Here is an 18,696-nt window from a genome sequence, read left to right on the forward strand (position 1 = left end):
GCTGGCCACCCGACTCTGCCTTTTTGCGAGACCACACCATGCTCATTCCCTACGACCAACTTGAACCCGACACCCTCACCCGCCTGATCGAAGATTTCGTAAGCCGTGATGGCACTGACAACGGCGATGACACCCCTCAGGAAACCCGCGTGCTGCGTGTCCGACATGCGCTGAGCAAAGGGCAAGCGGTTATTTTTTTCGACCTTGAAAGCCAACAGTGCCAGCTGATGCCCAAGCACGCAGTGCCAAAAGAGTTCTTTGATTAATCCTTTGCAAGTTCGCCGCTGGCAAGGCGCCCAGCATTGCGGTCTCGTATCCGCTTATAGATTTCATCGCGATGAACACTGATGTCCCTGGGGGCCTCGACCCCCAGGCGCACGCTTGTACCGTTTACGGCAATAACGCACAGCGTTATTTCTGATCCGATTGAAATACGCTCGCTTGCGGCACGACTAAGTATCTGCATGGCTGTCATCCTAGGATCTGAGTAGGCATAAAGACTGCACTGCGTAAAACTACCCATCAATCCCTACAAATGAATTCAGCGCACGCCTACTACTTCCTCGGATACCTCCTACAGACTAACGGTCGAACAAGGCTTTAAGGGCTTGAAAAGCGCGGTCCCAGCAAGATGATGGTGGCGCCAATCACACACAACCCTACCCCAATCCAGTCTGAACCCAGTGGTCGAATGCGCTCAACGACCGCCAGCCAGGCAATGGACGTCACAATGTAAATCCCGCCATAGGCGGCATAGGCACGCCCGGCATAAGCCGCTTCGACCTTGGTCAGCAGCAAGGCAAACAACACCAGACTCACGATCGCCGGCAACGCCCACCATGGGCTTTTGCCCTGGCGCAACCACATCCAAAATCCATAGCAACCTGCAATTTCAAACAGGGCTGCCAAAAAAAACCATACGTAGTTGAGCATGCGCGTGTCTCCAGATATGCAGCGCGCCACCCTACCTGCGGGTCTGCTGGTGATCAAGGTCGAAGTCTTTTAAGACCGCCCTGAATAAAAATTGAATTATTTACCTTGCGCTCGAGTCGGATTTTATAAGCACTGCCCCCCCCTGTATCTCAAGCGGCGCCCCAAAAAACTGCCTATCGGCGCAACACAAAAAAGAAGGAAATATTCATGACCACAATTCTTCTGATCGTTCTTATTTTGCTGTTAGTCGGCGGACTGCCGGTGTTCCCGCACTCAAAAAGCTGGGGATACGGCCCCTCGGGCATTATCGGGACCGTGCTGGTAGTGCTGTTGATATTGCTCCTGCTCGGCAAGATCTGACGTCTGCAGCGCAATAAAAAAGAGGCCCTGAGGCCTCTTTTTATTTATCGGGCTGATTACTTGGGATCAGCCACGCCTGCGGTGTTATCCAGCAGGCTTTTGGTAGCGGTTTGCAGGAAGGATTCGAGCTTTGTCTTAAGCTCGGTCGCTTCAGGCGAATCGGTTACCACTTTTGCATCAGCATTGGCGCCCAATTTGTACTGCCAAACCTTGGCCGGCATATCCTTGGGTTGAACCAGCAAGTAGTCGTCACTGATGATCGCCACGGTCTGGTCACTGCCGGACGGCTTGATCACACCGCTGCCCTTGTCGCCTTCTGGCAGGGTCAGCAGGTCACGGCCCCAGCATTGCTGACGGAACTCGCCACCCAGACGACCCATGATAGTCGGCACGATATCGACCTGAGTCCCCACAGTGTCATTTCGGGCACCGAACTTCTCCTGAATACCAGGCCCGATCAGCAGCAATGGCACGTTAAAACGCCCAAGGTCCATCTCGGAAATTTGCTGTTCGTTGCCGAACCCGTGGTCGCCGACCACGACAAACAGGGTTTCCTTGAAGTACGGCTCTTTACGCGCTTTTTCGAAGAACTGCCCCAACGCCCAGTCGGAGTAACGCATCGCCGTCAAATGCTCGTTGAGCGAACCACGATCAGTCACCGGTTCAACCGGCAACGGCGTAGGCAAGGCATACGGCGTGTGGTTGGACAGGGTTTGCAGCAGCGCATAGAAAGGTTCTTTACCTTCACGCTTTTTCAGCTCTTCGAGGCCACGGTTGAACATGTCCTGGTCAGATACGCCCCAGGTAGGGTCCGAGAACACAGGGTTAACGAAATCGTTACGACCCACAAAAGTAGTCATGCCCTGGTTGCTGAAGAAGCCCGACTGGTTGTCCCAGGCAAAATCACCGTTGTAGACATACACATCATCGAACTTGCGGGCACTCAGCAATTCCGGCAGGCCGGACAACTTGTGGCTACCTTCCGGGGTTTGCATCAGGTATTCAAAACCCGGCAGGTTCGGGAAGCAGGCCATAGTGGCGAACATGCCCTGATGGGTATGGGTACCGTTGGAGAAGAAGCGCTCAAACAGCAAGCCTTCCTTGGACAGGTTGTCGAAGTAAGGCGTGATATTGCCCGGGCGACCCAGCGCACCCACCGAGTGTCCGGCGAAGCTTTCCATCAGGATCACAACAACGTTCTTGATCGGCAGGGTTTTTTCCGCAGGCGGCGTGGTGTCACGGCGCACAGGGGCCGTATCCGGATCGACCAGCTTGTCGTGTTCGGTCAGCAGCATGTCGCGCACGGTCTGCTGAGCCACAGGCTCTTCCAGCGTGGCCTTCCAGATATTGGTGCGATCGTCACCGAAGCGGCTTTTGGCAGCAGCAATCAGGGACAGGGAGCCGTTGAGACCCAACTGGTTAGCGAAGTTGGAGTCCGTTGTGTAGGCATCACCCCAGCGCAGCGGAGGCCCCTGACGCAGGGTGCCGCGAGCCGCAACCACACACACCAGCAGCAGCACCATGAACACGGCAACACGGCCATACCACGGCGCTACAGTGCGCGAAGTGCCTGAGGCAACTGCGCCAGCACTTGGACGGGTTACGCGGTCTGCACCACGGAATGCGAAGTACAGGATCACGGTGCCTACGGCCCAGGCCAACAGGTAACGCACTACCGGGAAGCCATACCACAACATGCTCATGACGGTTTTCGGGTCTTCCTTGACGTACTGGAAAACCAGGCCGTTGAGGCGTTGATGGAACTCACGGTAGAAGTCCATCTCCATCAGGCCCAAAAACAGTGCCAGGCTGGAGGCAGCGAGCAGCCAGAAGCGCAGCACCCCGCGCATGGCCATTGCCTTGACACTGAGCAGCGCCAACAGCAGTGGAATGCTGAAGTAAACGACAATGCGCAAGTCGAAACGCAGGCCGTTGGCGAACGCTTCGAGGAAAGTCGAGGCCGGGGTATCGAGGATCATTTCCCGGTTATAAACCAGCAATGCCACCCGTAGCAGGGTGAACATCACCATCATGATCAAGGCACAGAGCAGCGTAAACGCCAGATGCGATTTGACGGTCTGTTGCAACACACGCGTGGCAGCATGTTGTTGGCTTGGGGCGTCCGGGTTTGCCATGTCGTTTTAGGACCCATTGGTTCAAGTTGAAGTGGCTTTATTGAGCATTGCCCTGCCCTTGGCACCCATGCGCTTTGGCACAGGCAGAGAGGTCACTCATAGGGGGGGCAAATGTTGCATGATCACCCGTGGATTTCCACTGGAACATCGCTCTTCTTTACGCAGGATTTGGCCCGACACTAACCGCTAAACACCGGACTAGAGGCGTTTACACGTTGTGAAGCCGAAAATTTGCGTGCGAATTGTCTTAAAGTTTCCGTGAAAATTTCGTTCAAAGCACATCTTGATACACAAGAAAGGGCCATCAGGCCCTTTCCAATCATTGCGTCGCCGTTGAGTGTCAGCACCGCCGATTGATCGCGCAGCAGCTTAAATCCGCACATTACCCCGCGGCCCGGCAATGGCCCAAATGACCAGCCCCAACACCGGCAGGAACAGAATCAGCAAGATCCAGAGGATTTTTGCCCCGGTACCCGCACCACTTTTAAGCACGTTGATGATGGCCCAGATATCGAGAGCCAGAATGATCAAACCGATCAGACCATTAAACGTTGAACCCATGATGACGCTCCTGAGTGAGTACGTGTGCACATAGGATAGTCACCCGCAGCCAGGGTTCCGCTTTTAATTGCACAGGCATGGTTTCAGACGTGCACGGCAACCTTCAAGGCTTCGAGCGAGGGCGCTGCCGCGATACCCGCCTGGGCACACAACTCCAGCACGCGAGGCACGTCGTTGCCATACACCAGTACCACTTGAATCTCGTCATCCAGCGGCTGGCTCAGGTTCAACAGCACATAACCCCCCTTATCGGCGCTCATGCTGCCCATCTGGATCTGGATCCGGTTAAGCGCCGTCAGCGGCTCGGTCTTGGCCAACTGCTTGGGCTTGATATTGAACGCTACGTCCGGGCCAAACGAGGCTACGATCTGGGCAAACAGATCCATGTACGTATCTGCCTGGAACAACACCGTGTCCGGCAAGCTACCCACAATCACCCACTCGCCCAGCGGGATAGGGAAGCTGTCGTCGTAGTTGATGTCCGGATTGGCGGCCAGAAAGCCTGCCTGATCAGCGTAAGCTTGAGCCGCCTCATCAGCGATTGTGGCGATTTCGTCGTCACCCATGCACCCAGAGCTGATTTTGCTGATGAGTTCAACGAGAGTGGTTTTCATGGGCGAGGCCTGTCACAAGGAAATTTAAGGGCGCGCAGGATATAACAATTGCGCCCTTCAAGGGCAATCAGCCCGACAGCTTCTCGAGTTTGGCCACAGCGTCGGTTGCGCCCATGGTCTTGGCCGCATCCAGTGCCGTGATGCCATTGGCATCCTTGGCCTTGGGATCTGCACCCTTGCTGATCAGGTAATCAATGATCTCGGTGCGATTGAACATGGCGGCCATCATCAACGCGGTCCGGCCATCAAACGAAGCGCCTTCGACTTGTGCACCGCCCTCGACGAGGGTTTTGACCATGTGCAGATCACCCTTGAACGCAGCACCGGCAATCGGGCTCTGGCCGTTTTCATTGCGGATTTCGGGATCGGCATTGTGCTCGAGCAGCACCTTAACCGCCTCTACGTGCCCGTGATAGCTGGCCAGCATCAGCAAGGTATCGCCCTTGTGATTGCGCAAGTTGGCCGGCAATCCCTTGCTCAACAGAGCGGCCAGCATCGCAGCATCGCCGTCGCGCGCCTTGTTGAACACCTGTTCGGCAAAGTCGGCGGCCTCTTCAGGGCTCATCTGCCGGGCTTGATCTGCTGGCTTGTTGTCTGACATGTAAAGCTCCACCTTCGCTACAAAAAAACCTAGTTTCCTGAGACGGAGCAAAGGTGTCATCCCTTTTCTTCGCAAGATGACCATAGAAACAATCAATCGACGCTCAGACGCTCATATCAACTGGGCAAAATGCAGGATGCACGATGGCCCTTCATGCAAAATGCACGACAAGTGCATTTTGCATTAAATACAAGCTATTGATTTATAAGGATTTTCTAAAAAAAGAATAGTGGCACAATCGCTGCAACCTCTCCTCCATAGAAGCCCTTCAAGAGCTATGGAGCAAAACACATGAGCCTGATCCAGGAAAAATTCGCATCGTTGTTCTCCAACCACACAGTGACTGTCAAACCCCGCCCGGATGGCGGCGTGCTATTGACCCTGTGTGACAGCGATGGAAAACAGACCCAGCGCACGATCTCCTACGCCCAGTTGCATACCGCAGAACAATTGACGTGGGCCATCAGCGCCATTCGCCGTGACCTCGCCGGCACTGCCAGCGAACTGCCAACGATTTCGCTGCTGCAAAGCCAGCACCGCTTCGCCCTGCCGACCTACCACACCCGCTGATACCGAATGCCTGATGCAAAAAAGCCAGCGATCGCTGGCTTTTTGCTGTGCTCGATTCGGTCGCCTTAATCATCAAGGCCCGGGAAATGGCTGGCGATGTCTGCTCCCGTCGGATGAGCAACCATGCCCTGGGCATTGCCGAACATTCTGATGGCTACAAGGTGCGGGTGCTCACCCATATCAAACCATTGCGCCATGCCGGCAGGCACCGAGAGCAGATCGCTGCGTTCGCACAGCACTGCATAGAGATAATCACCGATGTGCAGCGAAACCAGCCCACGCCCGGCGACAAACAATCGCATTTCATCAGCACCGTGACGATGCTCGTCCAGAAACCTGGCGCGCAACTCGGCTTTTTGCGGGTGTTCGCTGCTGACGCTGACAACGTCAAGGCTGGCGCAGCCGTGTTCGCTCATCAGCCGATCAATCGGCTCACGGCAGGCCTGGACCACTTCGTCCTGGCTGGCGCCCGGCCGGATCGGTGTTGTGGTTGGCAGGCGATCAAAAACCACGCCCTGTTCGGCCAGTGTAGAAACGATGTCTTCAAAGTGGGTCAGCACCTTGTTGGGTAATTCAGGGCTCGATACGTGGTAAACGGACAGGCTGCTCATGGGACGGGGTTCCTTGGCTTGGGCGTGCATTCGGCTGTTGCGGGCAAGGCTCAGTGCCTGTCCTCTTTCAATCGAGTGGCAATGATAACGGCTGCGGTCAGGGCTGCGACGCTTGCCATACTAAAGGTGAAGGTGGGACCCAGGGTGTTCCAGCTATAACCGGAATACAGTGCCCCCACTGCGCCGCCAATCCCGGCCAGGGTGGCGTACAAGGCCTGGCCCTGCCCTTGCTGGCCCGGGCCAAAACTGCGCTGTACAAAGGTCATGGCCGAGGCGTGAAAACTGCCGAAAGTGGCGGCATGCAGCAGCTGCGCCAGCAGCAATACCCACAGGTGCTCGGCAAAAGAACCCAACAATAGCCAGCGCACGGCGGCCAGCATGAAACTGAACATCAACACCCGGCGCACTGAGAACTTGAGCAGGATGCGGCGCATGGCCAAAAACATCAGCACTTCGGCGACCACCCCCAGGGCCCAGAGCAGACCGATCACGCCCCGGCTGTAACCCAGGTCCTCGAGGTGCAGGGTGAGGAAGGTGTAATACGGCCCGTGGCTCATTTGCATCAACGCGACACAGGCATAAAACGCCAGTACACCGGGGCTGCACAATTGCTTTAAAAAGCCGCCCACGACGGCTGCACGCCCCTGACTGGAAGGTTGCGCATTCGGTACCCACAGGCTGCACAGCACAATGCCGCCCATGATCACGATCAGCGCTACCGGGTAGATATCCAGGCTCAGCCACTCAAACAGGCGTCCCAGAATCACCACCGCGAGGATAAAACCGATCGAGCCCCACAGGCGAATCTGGCTGTAACGCTCAGGCTGCTCGCGCAAGTGGGCAAAGGTGATGACTTCGAATTGCGGCAATACGGCGTGCCAGAAGAACGCGTGCAGCGCCATCACCAGTGCCAGCCAGGCATAACTCTGGCTGACGAAAATCAGGGCAAAGCTGAGCAAGGTGCAGAGCGCGCCAAGCCGCACAATCAACAGCCGCTGGCCGGTGTAGTCGCCAAGCCAGCCCCACAGATTGGGGGCCACGCAGCGCATCAACATCGGGATGGCCACCAGTTCGCCTATGCGCGCACTGGAGAAGCCGAGGTGATGAAAGTACAGCGCCAGAAACGGCGCTGTCGCGCCGAGCAAGGCGAAATAGAAAAGATAGAACCCGGACAGGCGCCAGTAAGGAAGTGTCGCCACGGTCGTCAGACCGTGGCGCCCAGCAACCCTTGCATTACAGCTGGCCCAGCACAGGCGTGCTTACACGCACGTCGGCATTTTGCCCACGATGACGCAGCAGGTGGTCCATCAGCACGATGGCCATCATGGCTTCGGCAATCGGGGTGGCACGAATGCCTACACACGGGTCATGACGGCCCTTGGTGATCACGTCCACCGGATTGCCATGCACGTCGATCGAGCGGCCCGGGGTGGTGATGCTCGATGTTGGCTTGAGGGCCAAGTGTGCAACGATCGGCTGGCCGGACGAAATCCCGCCCAGAATGCCGCCCGCGTTGTTGCTGAGGAAGCCTTCGGGAGTCATCTCGTCGCGGTGCTCGGTGCCACGCTGGGCAACGCTGGCAAAGCCGGCGCCAATCTCGATGCCCTTGACCGCGTTGATGCTCATCAGCGCATGGGCCAATTCAGCGTCCAGGCGGTCGAAAATCGGCTCGCCCAGACCCGGAATCACACCTTCGGCGACCACGGTGATTTTGGCACCGACCGAGTCCTGATCACGACGCAGTTGATCCATGTAGGCCTCAAGCTCCGGCACTTTGTCTGGATCAGGGCTGAAAAAGGCGTTTTCTTCAACCGAGTCCCAGGTCTTGAACGGGATTTCGATCGGGCCCAGCTGGCTCATGTAGCCGCGAATCACAATGCCCTGGGTTGCCAGGTACTTTTTGGCAATGGCACCTGCGGCCACACGCATCGCCGTTTCACGGGCCGAACTGCGACCGCCACCGCGGTAATCCCGCTCGCCGTATTTGTGGTGGTAGGTGTAATCGGCGTGGGCCGGACGAAACAGATCCTTGATCGCCGAGTAGTCCTTGGACTTCTGGTCGGTGTTGCGGATCAATAGGCCGATGGCGCAACCGGTGGTGCGACCTTCAAACACCCCGGAAAGGATTTCGACTTCGTCGGCTTCCTGGCGCTGGGTGGTATGACGGCTGGTGCCGGGCTTGCGTCGATCCAGATCACGTTGCAGGTCTTCAAGGGACAGCTCCAGCCCTGGCGGGCAGCCATCAACAATGGCGACCAACGCCGGACCATGGCTTTCGCCAGCGGTGGTGACAGTGAACAGCTTGCCGTAGGTATTGCCGGACATGCAGGGCGCTCCGCGAAAATCAGCCGATAAAGTTCAGCCCGAAATCGGTTCAAGTTGTGTTGCAGCCACAACAGAAGTTGAACAGATCCCAGATAACCAAATGCGCCAGTATACGCAGGCTACCTCCGTAGTTCATCCTCGAACCTTACTCATCCGGGTTTGTCCAACCGGCACACTAGACAATGATGGCGCTATGATGCTGCGAATACTCTTCTTTGCACTGACCTTGCTTGGCTTTGGCTCCCAGGCCCTGGCAGCCCCCCCTTCCAATGTCTTGCTGCGGCCCATTGAGCTGGATACCGGCTCCGGCACGCTGTATGGCTCGCTGGTATTGCCCAAGAGCGACAAGCCCGTACCTGTGGTGCTGATCATTGCGGGTTCCGGCCCGACCGACCGCGACGGCAACAACCCCATGGGAGGGCGCAATGATGCCCTGAAAAAGCTGGCATGGCGCCTGGCCCAGAGCAATATCGCCAGCGTGCGTTTCGACAAGCGCGGCATTGCCCAAAGCCGGCCTGCCGGGCCTGATGAGCGACAGTTGAACCTGGATCAATATGTCACCGACGCGGTGGCCTGGGGCGAGAAGCTCAAAAGCGACCCGCGCTTTGGCAAGGTGTTTGTGCTCGGACACAGTGAAGGCGCATTGATCGCAAGCCTCGCAGCGCCCAGGATTGGCGCCGCCGGGGTGATTTCCATTGCCGGGACGGGACGTCCGGTGGGCGTCTTGTTGCGCGAACAATTGCAACGCAATCATCTGCCACCGGCACTGCTCAAACGCAGCTTCGAGCTGATCAGCACCCTCGAGGCCGGTCGCACCGACGATAACGTGCCTGACGACCTGCAACTGGTGTTCCGTCCCAGCGTGCAGCCTTACATGATCAGCCTTCTGCGCTACAACCCTGCTACCGCCTTTGCTGCGCTGAAAATGCCGGCGCTGATCATTCAGGGCACTCATGACATCCAGGTTGAGGTCAAGGATGCGCGCCTGCTCAAGGCAGCCAAGCCCGATGCCGTTCTGACGCTGATCAATGGCATGAACCACGTCATGCGGATCGTGCCAATGGACATGAAGCGCCAGATACAGTCCTACAACGACCCCAATCAGCGTCTGGCGGGAGAGCTGGGCGATCGAACTGTGCGCTTTATCACGAAAGTGAACGCCGGCCAGCCCTACAGTCCTGCGCATAACGGCCGATAAACCGGTGTCGGCCGCCTTTGCTTTGCTGACATTTCGGGCTAGCACAGGATTGAGCCGCTATGAGCGACACCCCATCACAACCCGCCGGGACTGAGGCACCGGCAGCGCCCGAGGCGCCGCCCCTGCCTTGGGCTGACGTGCAGCCCGAGCATTTCAGAATGCTGCGCCTCGCCCCTCTGCAGACAGACCGCAGCACCGGGGCACGCCCCCTGCGGTTTGTGCAGTTCGGGTATGCCGAACGCAACAGCAAGGAACTCAGCCTGCTGCGACTGGCTGTCTCCTTGCCTGGCCAGCGGATACGCGAGGAGCAAAATCATCTCGATGTGTGGGTCGACCACCTGACTCACCGCGTGCGCTTGAGCCCTGAGCGCGGCCTGCAGATTGAACCCCTGAACCGCGGAATAGGCCGCTTCTTACTGGCTCAAGCTGCAAAATGGGTGCAAAAAAGGTGGGCTCAGTACCGCATTGACGGGATCGATCTGCACAGCAGGGACGCCCTGAACGAAGACAGCCGCCTGCGCCGCGACCATTTTTTGCGCGTGCACGGGTTTGATGTGGTGTATGCCGATGCCCAGTTTCTGAAAGCACGGCTGGAAGACGTACAGGCAGGCGAATTACTGGACAGCTGGAACGTCGAGAAACTTCAGATCCTGGAGATTCTTGATGCCGCGCAAATGCTCCAGCAGGCTGAGCAGAACCTGCAGGAGCAAGATGTGAAGCTGCGGGACAAGGAAGAAAAACTCAGCAGGCACCGGCGCGAAGAGACCGGCTTGCGTTTTACCATCACCTGCCTGGTGGCCTTTTCAGTGTTCCAGGCAGGCTTGTTGATCTGGATTGCGACACACCGCTGAAGCAGGTCGCAATCCGTAGCAGCCTTCGTTCCTCGGCAGCTGCTACTCACCTGCCATCAAACCCGCGAAGCGAACAGCGCCTGATGCTCTCGGCACTGCTCGGCGGTCAGCATGAACACTCCGTGACCACCACGCTCGAAATCAAGCCAGGCAAAGTCGACTTCCGGGTACAGCGACTCGACGTGAACCTGGCTGTTGCCCACTTCAACAATCAGCAGGCCTTTTTCGGTCAGATGGTCAGCCGCCTCGGCCAGCATCCGGCGTACCAGGTTCAGACCATCATCGCCGCAAGCCAGGCCCAACTCCGGTTCATGCTGGTACTCGGCAGGCATGTCGGCAAAATCTTCAGCATCGACATACGGCGGGTTGGACACGATCAAGTCGAAGCGCTGCCCCGGCAAACCATCAAAGCCATCGCCTTGAACGGTGTATACGCGCTCGTCAACGCCGTGACGCTCAATATTCTGGTTAGCCACTTCAAGGGCTTCAAACGACAGGTCGGCCAGCACCACTTCGGCGTTCTGGAACTCATAGGCACACGCAATACCGATGCAGCCCGAACCGGTGCACAGATCTAGAATGCGCGCCGGCTCAGTCCCCAGCCACGGCTCAAAACGTTTTTCGATCAGCTCACCAATGGGTGAGCGCGGAATCAGTACGCGCTCATCAACAATAAACGACATCCCGCAGAACCACGCTTCGCCCAGCAGATAGGCTGTTGGTACCCGCTCTTCGATGCGGCGCTTGAGCAAATGCTGCAGGTTGACCAGTTCATCGTCTTCAAGGCGGCAATCGAGATAACTGTCCGCGATTTCCCACGGCAGGTTCAGTGCACCCAACACCAGTTGACGGGCTTCGTCCCAAGCGTTGTCGGTGCCATGACCAAAGAACAGCTCTTCCCCATGAAAGTGGCTAACGGCCCAGCGAATATGGTCGCGCAAAGTGCGCAGGCGGGAAGTGATCAATGGTCTTACTCCTCAAAATCGATTGGCGATTCTAACAGCCAAACCTCGACGCGCCAAAGGCAGGCCACCGGTCTACACACCCCGCTGTTTTAAAACGTCAGAACACGTCCATGAAAAACCTGAAATCGCTCCAATTTGTACATTTTTACCTTTCTGCGTTACTCCTTGACATCGCTACAGGCCAGCAACCACACCGCTTGCACGACAGGCCATTCACATAAACGCTCCGCCAGTGGAGAATGTCTCAAAAGCCCCATTCAAAGGAGCCCCCGAATGCCCGCTTTAAAGACGATGTTTCAACTCACTGGACGTGGTTATGCCGCGGCCAATCTGAGCAATGCCAGCCTGCTGATCATCGATGCGCAAAACGAATATCTGAACGGGCCCCTGGCCTTGTCCGGCATGGACGCTGCCACTGCCAACATCGCCCTTTTGCTGGAGGCTGCCCGCAAGGCCAAGCGCCCGGTGATCCATATCCGTCACCTGGGCACCGTTGGCGGCATGTTCGACCCGCAGGGCGAACGAGGCGCGTTCATCAAAGGCCTTGAACCCCAGGGCGATGAGCTGATTATCGAAAAACGCATGCCCAACGCCTTCAATGACACAGGCTTGCAAAAAGCACTGGAGAACCTGGGTTCCCTGGATGTGATCGTCTGCGGCTTCATGAGCCACTCCAGCGTCAGCACCACCGTACGCGCAGCCAAAGACTATGGCCTGCGCTGCACCTTGGTCGAAGATGCCTGCGCCACCCGAGACTTGCCTACCCCGGACGGCATTATCAGCGCAGAGCAGGTTCAGAAAGCCGAGATGGCGATCATGAACGACAACTTCGCCACCCTGACCCTGACTAAAAACCTGATTTGATCTGAATCGGCTTCTGACGGGCGGCCTGCGCAACCGCCCATCAATAAAGACCGTCCACCTGCACGCAGCTTCCTGTTTCCCCCCTCCCAGGAACAACCTGCCCAATTCCCTGTCGAAGGGCCGATACCCTTTAAGGAAAGATCGGAATGAAGATCTCCGATGGTTTTGATGCTCGACGCTTACGCCCCAAGGCACACCGTGACTGGCGCTCACGCCTGGTACTGGTGTTTGCCGCGCTGATTGCGCTTGTGGGCGCGCTGTTACTGGTGGCAGGTGCCGCCAGCCTGATTGGCCGCCCCGGCGCCCTGGGTGAGCTCAATGCCAGCCCGGCGGGTGCAACACTGGTACTGGTGCTTGGCATACTGGTCTGCTGGCTGGGCGTCTGGATGTGGCGTCGTCGCCGTCGCCTGATGCGCCAGCCACTGGGCCTGAACATGGCCCCGCACCTGATGAAAAAACAAGACTGACGCACATCCGCCGCCCGATTGTCGTCGACTTGGGTAAACTAGCCGCCCTTCACGGAGGCTGACATGCAAGACGACGATTTTTCCCTGTTCAAAAACGAGATTCGCGGCGTTAAACCGATCAAGCATGATCGGGCGGACACCGGCAAACCCAAAGCTGACCGTGCACAGCTGGCAAAACTGCGTCAGTCAGCCACTGTGCGCACCAATGCGACCATCATCGACGGCCTGTCAGACCAATTCGTGATCGATGTTGGCCCCGAAGATCAACTGAGCTGGGCCCGTGATGGCGTGCAAGAAAGCCAGATGCGCAAGCTCAAGCTGGGCCAGATCAGCTTCGAAGGCAGCCTTGATCTGCATGGCATGACCGTCGAAAAAGCCCGCGAAACCCTTTGGGAATTCCTCAGCGAAGCTACCCGGCTTGAAGTGCGCTGCGTGCGCGTCACCCACGGCAAGGCCGTACGCCTGGACGGCAAGCGTCCAATGATCAAGAGTCACGTCAATACCTGGCTGCGCCAGCACTCACAGGTACTGGGCTTCTGCTCCTGCCAGGCCAAACATGGCGGTGCCGGCGCGGTGTATGTGATGCTCAAGCGCACCATGATGGAAGGTCGAGACGAATAACACGCTCTGCAAGGATTTAAACCCGCTTGCCTCAGGCAAATCGGTCAAGTCGAGCAGTTATCCACTAACTGCTCAATAAATGCATACTTCATCCGCCCTCTCCAATCCTGACGACTCGCTAAACTTCGCCCCCCCATTAAACTATCTAACTATGCAAAAAGTATGGCTACCCTCGCCTATTAACCTGCTGGATAATACGGGGTAATCGGCGCTTATTTAGCCCTCCACAAATGGATAACCTTTTTGTGACCCCACACCCTCCCAAAACACGCATATTAGTTGTCGACGACCAACCGCTTATCGTTGAAGAGATGTGTGAATTTCTTGAGAGTAACGGGTTCACCTGCATTCCCAGTTACAGTAGCCGCCAGGCCATTGACCTATTCAACGAAGACCCGTCGATCGCCCTGGTGGTGTGCGACTTGCTGATGCCCGGTTTCGACGGCATAGAACTCATCCAGAGGCTCAAGCAATACTCCAAGAAGCATCGCGTCTTCGATGCCGTCCTGCTAAGCGCCCAGGGCGAAAAAAAGGATCTGGTCCGTGCTCTGCGCGAAGGTTTCTCCGACTACCACCAAAAGCCTGTCAACCCCGACTCGCTGCTTCAGACGCTGAAGAAACTCGAAGAAAAGCAAACAGACAGCGCAGCACACAATCAGAGCACCGAGGCCTTGAGCAGGCGTTTGCAAGGCCTGATAAATTCCATAAGCGACATACATTCAGATATTAGAAAAGCCCATCCGCCCCGTACAAGAAATACCAGCAGCCCATCGGACACCGAACAAACGGACTATAAGGAATTTTTATTCAGCAAGTTATCACCTCGCCAACTGCAAGCGGCACAACTTGTCAGCGAAGGTAAAACAAACTACGAAATCGCCAGCGACATGGGCATTACGCCAAATACAGTAAAACTCTATATTTCACAAATACTGAACTTGACGGGCGCCTCCAATAGAACACAGTTAGCGCTCGCTTTAAAATCACATGGATTGAGTCTATAAAGCGATGAACATACGCTACAGCAAAGGGGTTGGCTCCTTTATCACTATTTGTATGCCGGACGCGGTGAGGGTCGGTTTACACCGTCAACTGAATGCAATTAAGAGCGCCAGGAACAGCCTGCAGGTACGCCTGGCCAGTGAGCGCGCAGAGGGCTTTAGTGAAGCACTCAAGACCCTCGATGTATTAACCTGTGAAGATATGGCCAGTGTCTCCCAGGTGATACACGCCGTGGTTCAAGCCAGAACCCAGGCGCTGACACTGTAACCGGGCCATGCACCAAAAAACTCACGGGCCAGGCTGGCGGTGGTCACGATGATTGGTTGAGCGCGCGCCTGGTCGAGTCGGGCTTATTTTCAAGAAGCGCCATCAAATGTGGCCCTCAAAGTGCGCCGACAATACAACTGTCGCCATACCTACGCTACCATGTGCCTCATGGCAGGCATGAACCCTGCGTTTATCGCCAATCAGCTTGGCCACGGCGTGCAGATATTGCTCTCGACTTACGCTAGGTGGCTCAATTCCAGCACAGACTGGAGCGAGCTCGGGAAACTCGAAAACAGCATGATTGGTACAAAATTGGCACGACCCGACGAGGTGCCACTATGAAACCCGCATGGAATATAGCCCTGTGACATTGGAACAAAACTACACCGCGATCCTCGGTCAACTCGGCGAAGACGTTTCCCGTGAAGGCCTTCTGGATACGCCAAAGCGTGCAGCCAAAGCCATGCAGTACCTTTGCCGTGGCTATGAACAAACCCTGGAAGAAGTCACCAACGGTGCCTTGTTCAGCTCTGACAACAGCGAAATGGTGCTGGTTAAAGACATCGAGTTGTACTCGCTGTGCGAACACCACCTGCTGCCGTTTATCGGCAAAGCCCACGTGGCTTACATTCCGAGCGGCAAAGTGCTGGGCCTGTCTAAAGTGGCGCGAATTGTCGACATGTACGCCCGCCGCTTGCAGATCCAGGAAAACCTGAGCCGCCAGATCGCCGACGCAGTGATGCAAGTCACCGGCGCCCTGGGCGTTGCCGTGGTGATTGAAGCCAAGCACATGTGCATGATGATGCGCGGTGTCGAGAAGCAAAATTCGTCGATGATTACATCGGTGATGCTGGGTGAGTTCCGCGAAAACGCCGCCACCCGTAGCGAGTTTCTCAGCTTGATCAAGTAATTGGCGACCCGAAAAAGGCCGGCGTTTATCGCCGGTTTTTTTCGCCTGCCTGTTTTCAGGTAAGCTGCGCCCCTTCTTAGTTGCCCATGAGGCTTTTACTGTGTTTATCAAAGCGCTTCGCGTAGGCCTGGGTCAGCTCATCATCGCTGGCGATTTTGTTACCCGGCCCAGCAAAAAGCAGCGCCCGGCAGCCGCTCAGGCGCTGGTCGATCAAGCTGCAAAAAGCCTGACCCTGTACCAGTTCCACGCGTGCCCGTTCTGCGTGAAAACCCGCCGCACGTTGCGCCGCCTGAATGTGCCGGTAGCCCTGCGGGATGCGAAAAACAACGAGCAGGACCGTCAAACCCTGCTGGAGCAAGGCGGCAAGATCAAAGTGCCTTGCCTGCGCATTGAAGAAGACGGCAAGACCACCTGGATGTACGACTCCAAGGTGATCATTGAGTACCTGAACCAGCGCTTTGCCAACGTTTAAAGATCACGCCCCTCCCGCCCATAAAAAAACCGGCTCAAGGCCGGTTTTTTTTATGGGCGATCAGCTCAATCGAGCATCCCCACATGCCGCGGATGGCTGGCCACTCTTTGCAGCCAGGCCTGGATGCCAGGATAGCCGCTGAGATCAAAGCCGCCCTGATCGGCCACATGGGTGTAGGCGTACAACGTCACGTCAGCAATCGAATACTGCTCACCCACCAGGTACGGGGTGCGATTGAGCTGTTGCTCCATCACATCCAGCGCCTTGTAGCCGCGCTTTTGCAGTGTGCGGTACTCCTCCAGACGCTCTTGCGGCAACCCCAGGTAAAACTGGATAAACCTTGCCACCGCAATGTAAGGCTCATGGCTGTACTGTTCGAAAAACTGCCATTGAAGCACCTGGGTGCGCAAACGCGGCTCAGCTGGCAAAAACTCGCTGCCGTCGGCCAGGTAGTTGAGAATCGCGTTGGACTCCCACAGGCACGTGCCGTCTTCCAGCTCCAGCACTGGCACTTTGCCGTTCGGGTTTTTCGCCAGGAAATCCGGGGTTTGTGTTTCGCCCTTGAGGATATCCACCGCGAACCACTGATACTCAATGCCCAGCAAATGCAGCATCAGCTTGATCTTGTAGCAGTTGCCCGAATTGTAATCGCCATAAACCTTGAGCATCGTGCCTCCTTTAGGCCGCTTGAGCGGCCTGAGCCTGACGAATAACGTTAGCCAGGCGCTTGAGGCCTTCGTGCAGACGCGCCGGGTCGATGTGGCTGAAGTTCAGGCGCAGGCTGCCTACGTTCTGGTCCGGGTTGGCGAAGAACGGTTCACCCGGCATGAATGCCACGTTCTGCTCCAGCGCAGGCTTGAGCAACGTACGGGTGTCGAACGGCTGCTTTAGGGTCAACCAGAAGAACAGGCCGCCCTGTGGCACATGCCAGTCCGCCAGGTCCGAGAAGTGCTCTTCCAGCGCCAGCTGAAAACCGTCACGGCGTACGCGGTAGAAGTCACGCAACTCGGCCAGGTGGTTGGTCATTTTCTCGGTGCCGATCCACTGCAAAGCCTGCCATTGGCCAACACGGTTGGTGTGCAGGTCAGCCGATTGCTTGAGGCGCAGCAAATGGGGGAACAGATCAGGGCTGGCAATCAGGAAGCCAACGCGCAAGCCCGGCAACAGGGTCTTGGACACGGTGCCGGTGTAGATCCAGCTGGCTTTTTTCAGGCGGCTGACAATCGGCGTTGCACTGCCACCGTCAAAGTTCAGTTCGCGGTACGGCTCATCTTCAATCAGGGTGACGCCGAACTCGTCGAGCAAGGCCGCTACCGCGTCGCGCTTGGTTTCGCTGTAACGCACGGCAGACGGGTTCTGGAACGTCGGAATCAGGTAGATGAAGGCCGGGCTGTGTTTTTCCAGCTGCACACGCAAGGCGGCCAGGTCCGGGCCGTCGGCTTGCAGCGGGAACGTCAGGCACTCGGCACCGAACAGCTGGAAGATTTGCAGCGCCGCCAGATAGGTCGGCGCTTCGAGCATGATTTCAGTGCCTTTGTCGATGTACAGCTTGGCTGCCAGGTCCAGCGCCTGCTGCGAACCGCTAAGCACCATGACCTGGCTCGCATCGCAATCAACGCCCAATGCGCGGGCCTCTGCGGCCAGTACTTCACGCAGTGCCGGCTCGCCTTCACTCATGCCGTATTGACCCATCGAGGCCGGCATGTCGGTCCAGTCGACCTTGGGCAGCATGGCTTCAGCCGGTAGCCCGCCAGCGAAAGACATGACTTCCGGGCGTTGGGCCGCAGCCAGAATTTCACGAATCAAAGAGCTTTTCAGGCGGGAAACACGTTCGGAGAAGGCCATACAGATCACCGGTAGCGGAAGTAATTGGAAATAAGTCAAACTGGTTGACCGAAACTACGCCGCGAAGCCTAGATACGTCAATATGCTTGACCTTAAAAATCCGACCACTCAGCGTGCCGCCATGGAAGCCTTCTTCTTTGGCTATCAAGCGTTTACTGCCAAGGCAGACGAAATGCTGGCGCGCCGTGGGCTGAGCCGGGTGCATCAGCGCATCGTTTTTTTTATCGCCCACCATCCCGGTGTAAGCGTCAAGGAACTGCTGACGCTGCTGGGCGTAAGCAAACAAGCCCTCAATACGCCATTACGCCAGCTGATCGAAATGGATCTGGTGCGCAGCGTCGCGCCCGAGACCGACAAGCGCAAACGCCTGCTGGAGCTGACTGCTGACGGCGTCACCTTCGAGAAAAACCTGCGCCGCGAGCAGGTCAAACTGCTGCAACGGGTGTTCGCCCAGGCCGGTGACGACGCCGTCAATGGCTGGCTGGCAATCAATCATGCCCTGGGCCAAAGCCGCCAGCCCTAGC

General features: G+C 56.9%; 25 protein-coding genes and 1 pseudogene. 14 read left to right on the top strand and 12 right to left on the bottom strand.

Annotated features, from left to right (window positions below; all coding sequences use genetic code 11):
• Positions 1 to 38: 38 nt before the first annotated feature.
• Positions 39 to 266, top strand: coding sequence for a YheU family protein (locus tag VSQ83_RS15395; RefSeq protein ID WP_016781468.1), 228 nt, complete (start codon positions 39 to 41; stop codon positions 264 to 266).
• Here VSQ83_RS15395 and csrA read toward each other — a convergent pair.
• Positions 263 to 523 (bottom strand): carbon storage regulator CsrA, encoded by a 261-nt coding sequence (csrA, locus tag VSQ83_RS15400; protein ID WP_442800233.1) that lies wholly within the window; start codon positions 521 to 523, stop codon positions 263 to 265. The two genes, VSQ83_RS15395 and csrA, sit on opposite strands and share 4 nt — an antisense overlap.
• Positions 524 to 600: 77 nt before the next feature.
• Complete coding sequence (locus VSQ83_RS15405) at positions 601 to 933, bottom strand: YnfA family protein (RefSeq protein WP_133076085.1); 333 nt, start codon at positions 931 to 933, stop codon at positions 601 to 603.
• A gap of 201 nt (positions 934 to 1,134) precedes the next feature.
• Here VSQ83_RS15405 and VSQ83_RS15410 point away from each other — a divergent pair, with 201 nt between their 5' ends.
• Positions 1,135 to 1,293, top strand: a complete 159-nt coding sequence (locus tag VSQ83_RS15410; RefSeq protein WP_133076084.1) for a DUF3309 family protein — start codon at positions 1,135 to 1,137, stop codon at positions 1,291 to 1,293.
• A 56-nt stretch (positions 1,294 to 1,349) separates the two neighbouring features.
• Here the strand turns inward: VSQ83_RS15410 and VSQ83_RS15415 are convergent, their stop codons facing one another.
• The 4 genes from VSQ83_RS15415 to VSQ83_RS15430 form a co-directional block, all read right to left on the bottom strand.
• Positions 1,350 to 3,428: an LTA synthase family protein gene (locus VSQ83_RS15415; protein WP_326427165.1), complete on the bottom strand. Its 2,079-nt coding sequence runs from the start codon at positions 3,426 to 3,428 to the stop codon at positions 1,350 to 1,352.
• Between the two features lie 369 nt (positions 3,429 to 3,797).
• A complete protein-coding gene (locus tag VSQ83_RS15420) occupies positions 3,798 to 3,989 on the bottom strand; it encodes a PLDc N-terminal domain-containing protein (RefSeq protein WP_133076081.1) in 192 nt (63 codons plus the stop codon).
• A gap of 83 nt (positions 3,990 to 4,072) precedes the next feature.
• Positions 4,073 to 4,603, bottom strand: coding sequence for a hypothetical protein (locus VSQ83_RS15425; RefSeq protein WP_326427166.1), 531 nt, complete (start codon positions 4,601 to 4,603; stop codon positions 4,073 to 4,075).
• Positions 4,604 to 4,670: 67 nt separating this feature from the next.
• On the bottom strand, positions 4,671 to 5,204 hold the full coding sequence (locus VSQ83_RS15430; RefSeq protein ID WP_133076079.1) for an ankyrin repeat domain-containing protein: 534 nt from the start codon (positions 5,202 to 5,204) through the stop codon (positions 4,671 to 4,673).
• Between the two features lie 291 nt (positions 5,205 to 5,495).
• Between VSQ83_RS15430 and VSQ83_RS15435 the strand changes: the two genes are divergently transcribed.
• Positions 5,496 to 5,774: a DUF3509 domain-containing protein gene (locus VSQ83_RS15435; protein ID WP_133076078.1), complete on the top strand. Its 279-nt coding sequence runs from the start codon at positions 5,496 to 5,498 to the stop codon at positions 5,772 to 5,774.
• Positions 5,775 to 5,839: 65 nt separating this feature from the next.
• Here VSQ83_RS15435 and VSQ83_RS15440 read toward each other — a convergent pair whose 3' ends face one another.
• The 3 genes from VSQ83_RS15440 to aroC are packed head-to-tail and all read right to left on the bottom strand — an operon-like array spanning position 5,840 to position 8,710.
• On the bottom strand, positions 5,840 to 6,385 hold the full coding sequence (locus VSQ83_RS15440; RefSeq protein WP_219261039.1) for a 1,2-dihydroxy-3-keto-5-methylthiopentene dioxygenase: 546 nt from the start codon (positions 6,383 to 6,385) through the stop codon (positions 5,840 to 5,842).
• A 50-nt stretch (positions 6,386 to 6,435) separates the two neighbouring features.
• Positions 6,436 to 7,584: an MFS transporter gene (locus VSQ83_RS15445; RefSeq protein ID WP_219261038.1), complete on the bottom strand. Its 1,149-nt coding sequence runs from the start codon at positions 7,582 to 7,584 to the stop codon at positions 6,436 to 6,438.
• Positions 7,585 to 7,618: 34 nt separating this feature from the next.
• Positions 7,619 to 8,710 (bottom strand): chorismate synthase, encoded by a 1,092-nt coding sequence (gene aroC / locus VSQ83_RS15450; protein ID WP_019826578.1) that lies wholly within the window; start codon positions 8,708 to 8,710, stop codon positions 7,619 to 7,621.
• Positions 8,711 to 8,903: 193 nt separating this feature from the next.
• Between aroC and VSQ83_RS15455 the strand changes: the two genes are divergently transcribed.
• Positions 8,904 to 9,908 (top strand): alpha/beta hydrolase, encoded by a 1,005-nt coding sequence (locus VSQ83_RS15455; protein ID WP_133076075.1) that lies wholly within the window; start codon positions 8,904 to 8,906, stop codon positions 9,906 to 9,908.
• Positions 9,909 to 9,967: 59 nt separating this feature from the next.
• Positions 9,968 to 10,759 (top strand): hypothetical protein, encoded by a 792-nt coding sequence (locus VSQ83_RS15460; protein ID WP_326427167.1) that lies wholly within the window; start codon positions 9,968 to 9,970, stop codon positions 10,757 to 10,759.
• A 56-nt stretch (positions 10,760 to 10,815) separates the two neighbouring features.
• Here the strand turns inward: VSQ83_RS15460 and prmB are convergent, their stop codons facing one another.
• Positions 10,816 to 11,724 carry a 50S ribosomal protein L3 N(5)-glutamine methyltransferase gene (gene prmB / locus VSQ83_RS15465; protein ID WP_326427168.1) on the bottom strand — a complete coding sequence of 303 codons (909 nt, stop codon included), beginning with the start codon at positions 11,722 to 11,724 and terminating at the stop codon, positions 10,816 to 10,818.
• 273 nt (positions 11,725 to 11,997) lie between these two features.
• Here prmB and VSQ83_RS15470 point away from each other — a divergent pair, with 273 nt between their 5' ends.
• The 8 genes and pseudogenes from VSQ83_RS15470 to VSQ83_RS15505 all read left to right on the top strand — a co-directional run bounded on the left by VSQ83_RS15470 (position 11,998) and on the right by VSQ83_RS15505 (position 16,327).
• The gene (locus VSQ83_RS15470) at positions 11,998 to 12,588 is read left to right on the top strand and encodes a cysteine hydrolase family protein (RefSeq protein ID WP_133076072.1); all 591 of its coding nucleotides are present in this window, start codon (positions 11,998 to 12,000) and stop codon (positions 12,586 to 12,588) included.
• 146 nt (positions 12,589 to 12,734) lie between these two features.
• On the top strand, positions 12,735 to 13,055 hold the full coding sequence (locus VSQ83_RS15475) for a hypothetical protein (protein WP_219261037.1): 321 nt from the start codon (positions 12,735 to 12,737) through the stop codon (positions 13,053 to 13,055).
• Between the two features lie 63 nt (positions 13,056 to 13,118).
• Positions 13,119 to 13,676 carry a Smr/MutS family protein gene (locus VSQ83_RS15480; protein ID WP_133076070.1) on the top strand — a complete coding sequence of 186 codons (558 nt, stop codon included), beginning with the start codon at positions 13,119 to 13,121 and terminating at the stop codon, positions 13,674 to 13,676.
• 245 nt (positions 13,677 to 13,921) lie between these two features.
• Positions 13,922 to 14,680, top strand: coding sequence for a response regulator transcription factor (locus VSQ83_RS15485; protein ID WP_326397667.1), 759 nt, complete (start codon positions 13,922 to 13,924; stop codon positions 14,678 to 14,680).
• A 4-nt stretch (positions 14,681 to 14,684) separates the two neighbouring features.
• Positions 14,685 to 14,945: a hypothetical protein gene (locus VSQ83_RS15490; RefSeq protein WP_133076068.1), complete on the top strand. Its 261-nt coding sequence runs from the start codon at positions 14,685 to 14,687 to the stop codon at positions 14,943 to 14,945.
• A gap of 123 nt (positions 14,946 to 15,068) precedes the next feature.
• Positions 15,069 to 15,287: pseudogene (locus tag VSQ83_RS15495) on the top strand (site-specific integrase); the annotation flags it as partial.
• Between the two features lie 22 nt (positions 15,288 to 15,309).
• On the top strand, positions 15,310 to 15,855 hold the full coding sequence (gene folE, locus VSQ83_RS15500) for a GTP cyclohydrolase I FolE (RefSeq protein ID WP_019826593.1): 546 nt from the start codon (positions 15,310 to 15,312) through the stop codon (positions 15,853 to 15,855).
• A gap of 100 nt (positions 15,856 to 15,955) precedes the next feature.
• A complete protein-coding gene (locus VSQ83_RS15505; protein WP_133076067.1) occupies positions 15,956 to 16,327 on the top strand; it encodes a glutathione S-transferase N-terminal domain-containing protein in 372 nt (123 codons plus the stop codon).
• Positions 16,328 to 16,392: 65 nt separating this feature from the next.
• Here the strand turns inward: VSQ83_RS15505 and VSQ83_RS15510 are convergent, their stop codons facing one another.
• Together VSQ83_RS15510 and VSQ83_RS15515 are read right to left on the bottom strand one after the other, a co-directional pair.
• Positions 16,393 to 16,995, bottom strand: a complete 603-nt coding sequence (locus VSQ83_RS15510) for a glutathione S-transferase family protein (protein WP_133076066.1) — start codon at positions 16,993 to 16,995, stop codon at positions 16,393 to 16,395.
• Positions 16,996 to 17,005: 10 nt separating this feature from the next.
• The gene (locus VSQ83_RS15515) at positions 17,006 to 18,172 is read right to left on the bottom strand and encodes an aminotransferase-like domain-containing protein (protein WP_133076065.1); all 1,167 of its coding nucleotides are present in this window, start codon (positions 18,170 to 18,172) and stop codon (positions 17,006 to 17,008) included.
• 82 nt (positions 18,173 to 18,254) lie between these two features.
• Between VSQ83_RS15515 and VSQ83_RS15520 the strand changes: the two genes are divergently transcribed.
• The gene (locus tag VSQ83_RS15520; protein ID WP_019826601.1) at positions 18,255 to 18,695 is read left to right on the top strand and encodes a MarR family winged helix-turn-helix transcriptional regulator; all 441 of its coding nucleotides are present in this window, start codon (positions 18,255 to 18,257) and stop codon (positions 18,693 to 18,695) included.
• Position 18,696 lies beyond the last annotated feature (1 nt).

Source organism: Pseudomonas sp. DSV-1 (assembly GCF_035830915.1).
Taxonomy (GTDB): domain Bacteria; phylum Pseudomonadota; class Gammaproteobacteria; order Pseudomonadales; family Pseudomonadaceae; genus Aquipseudomonas.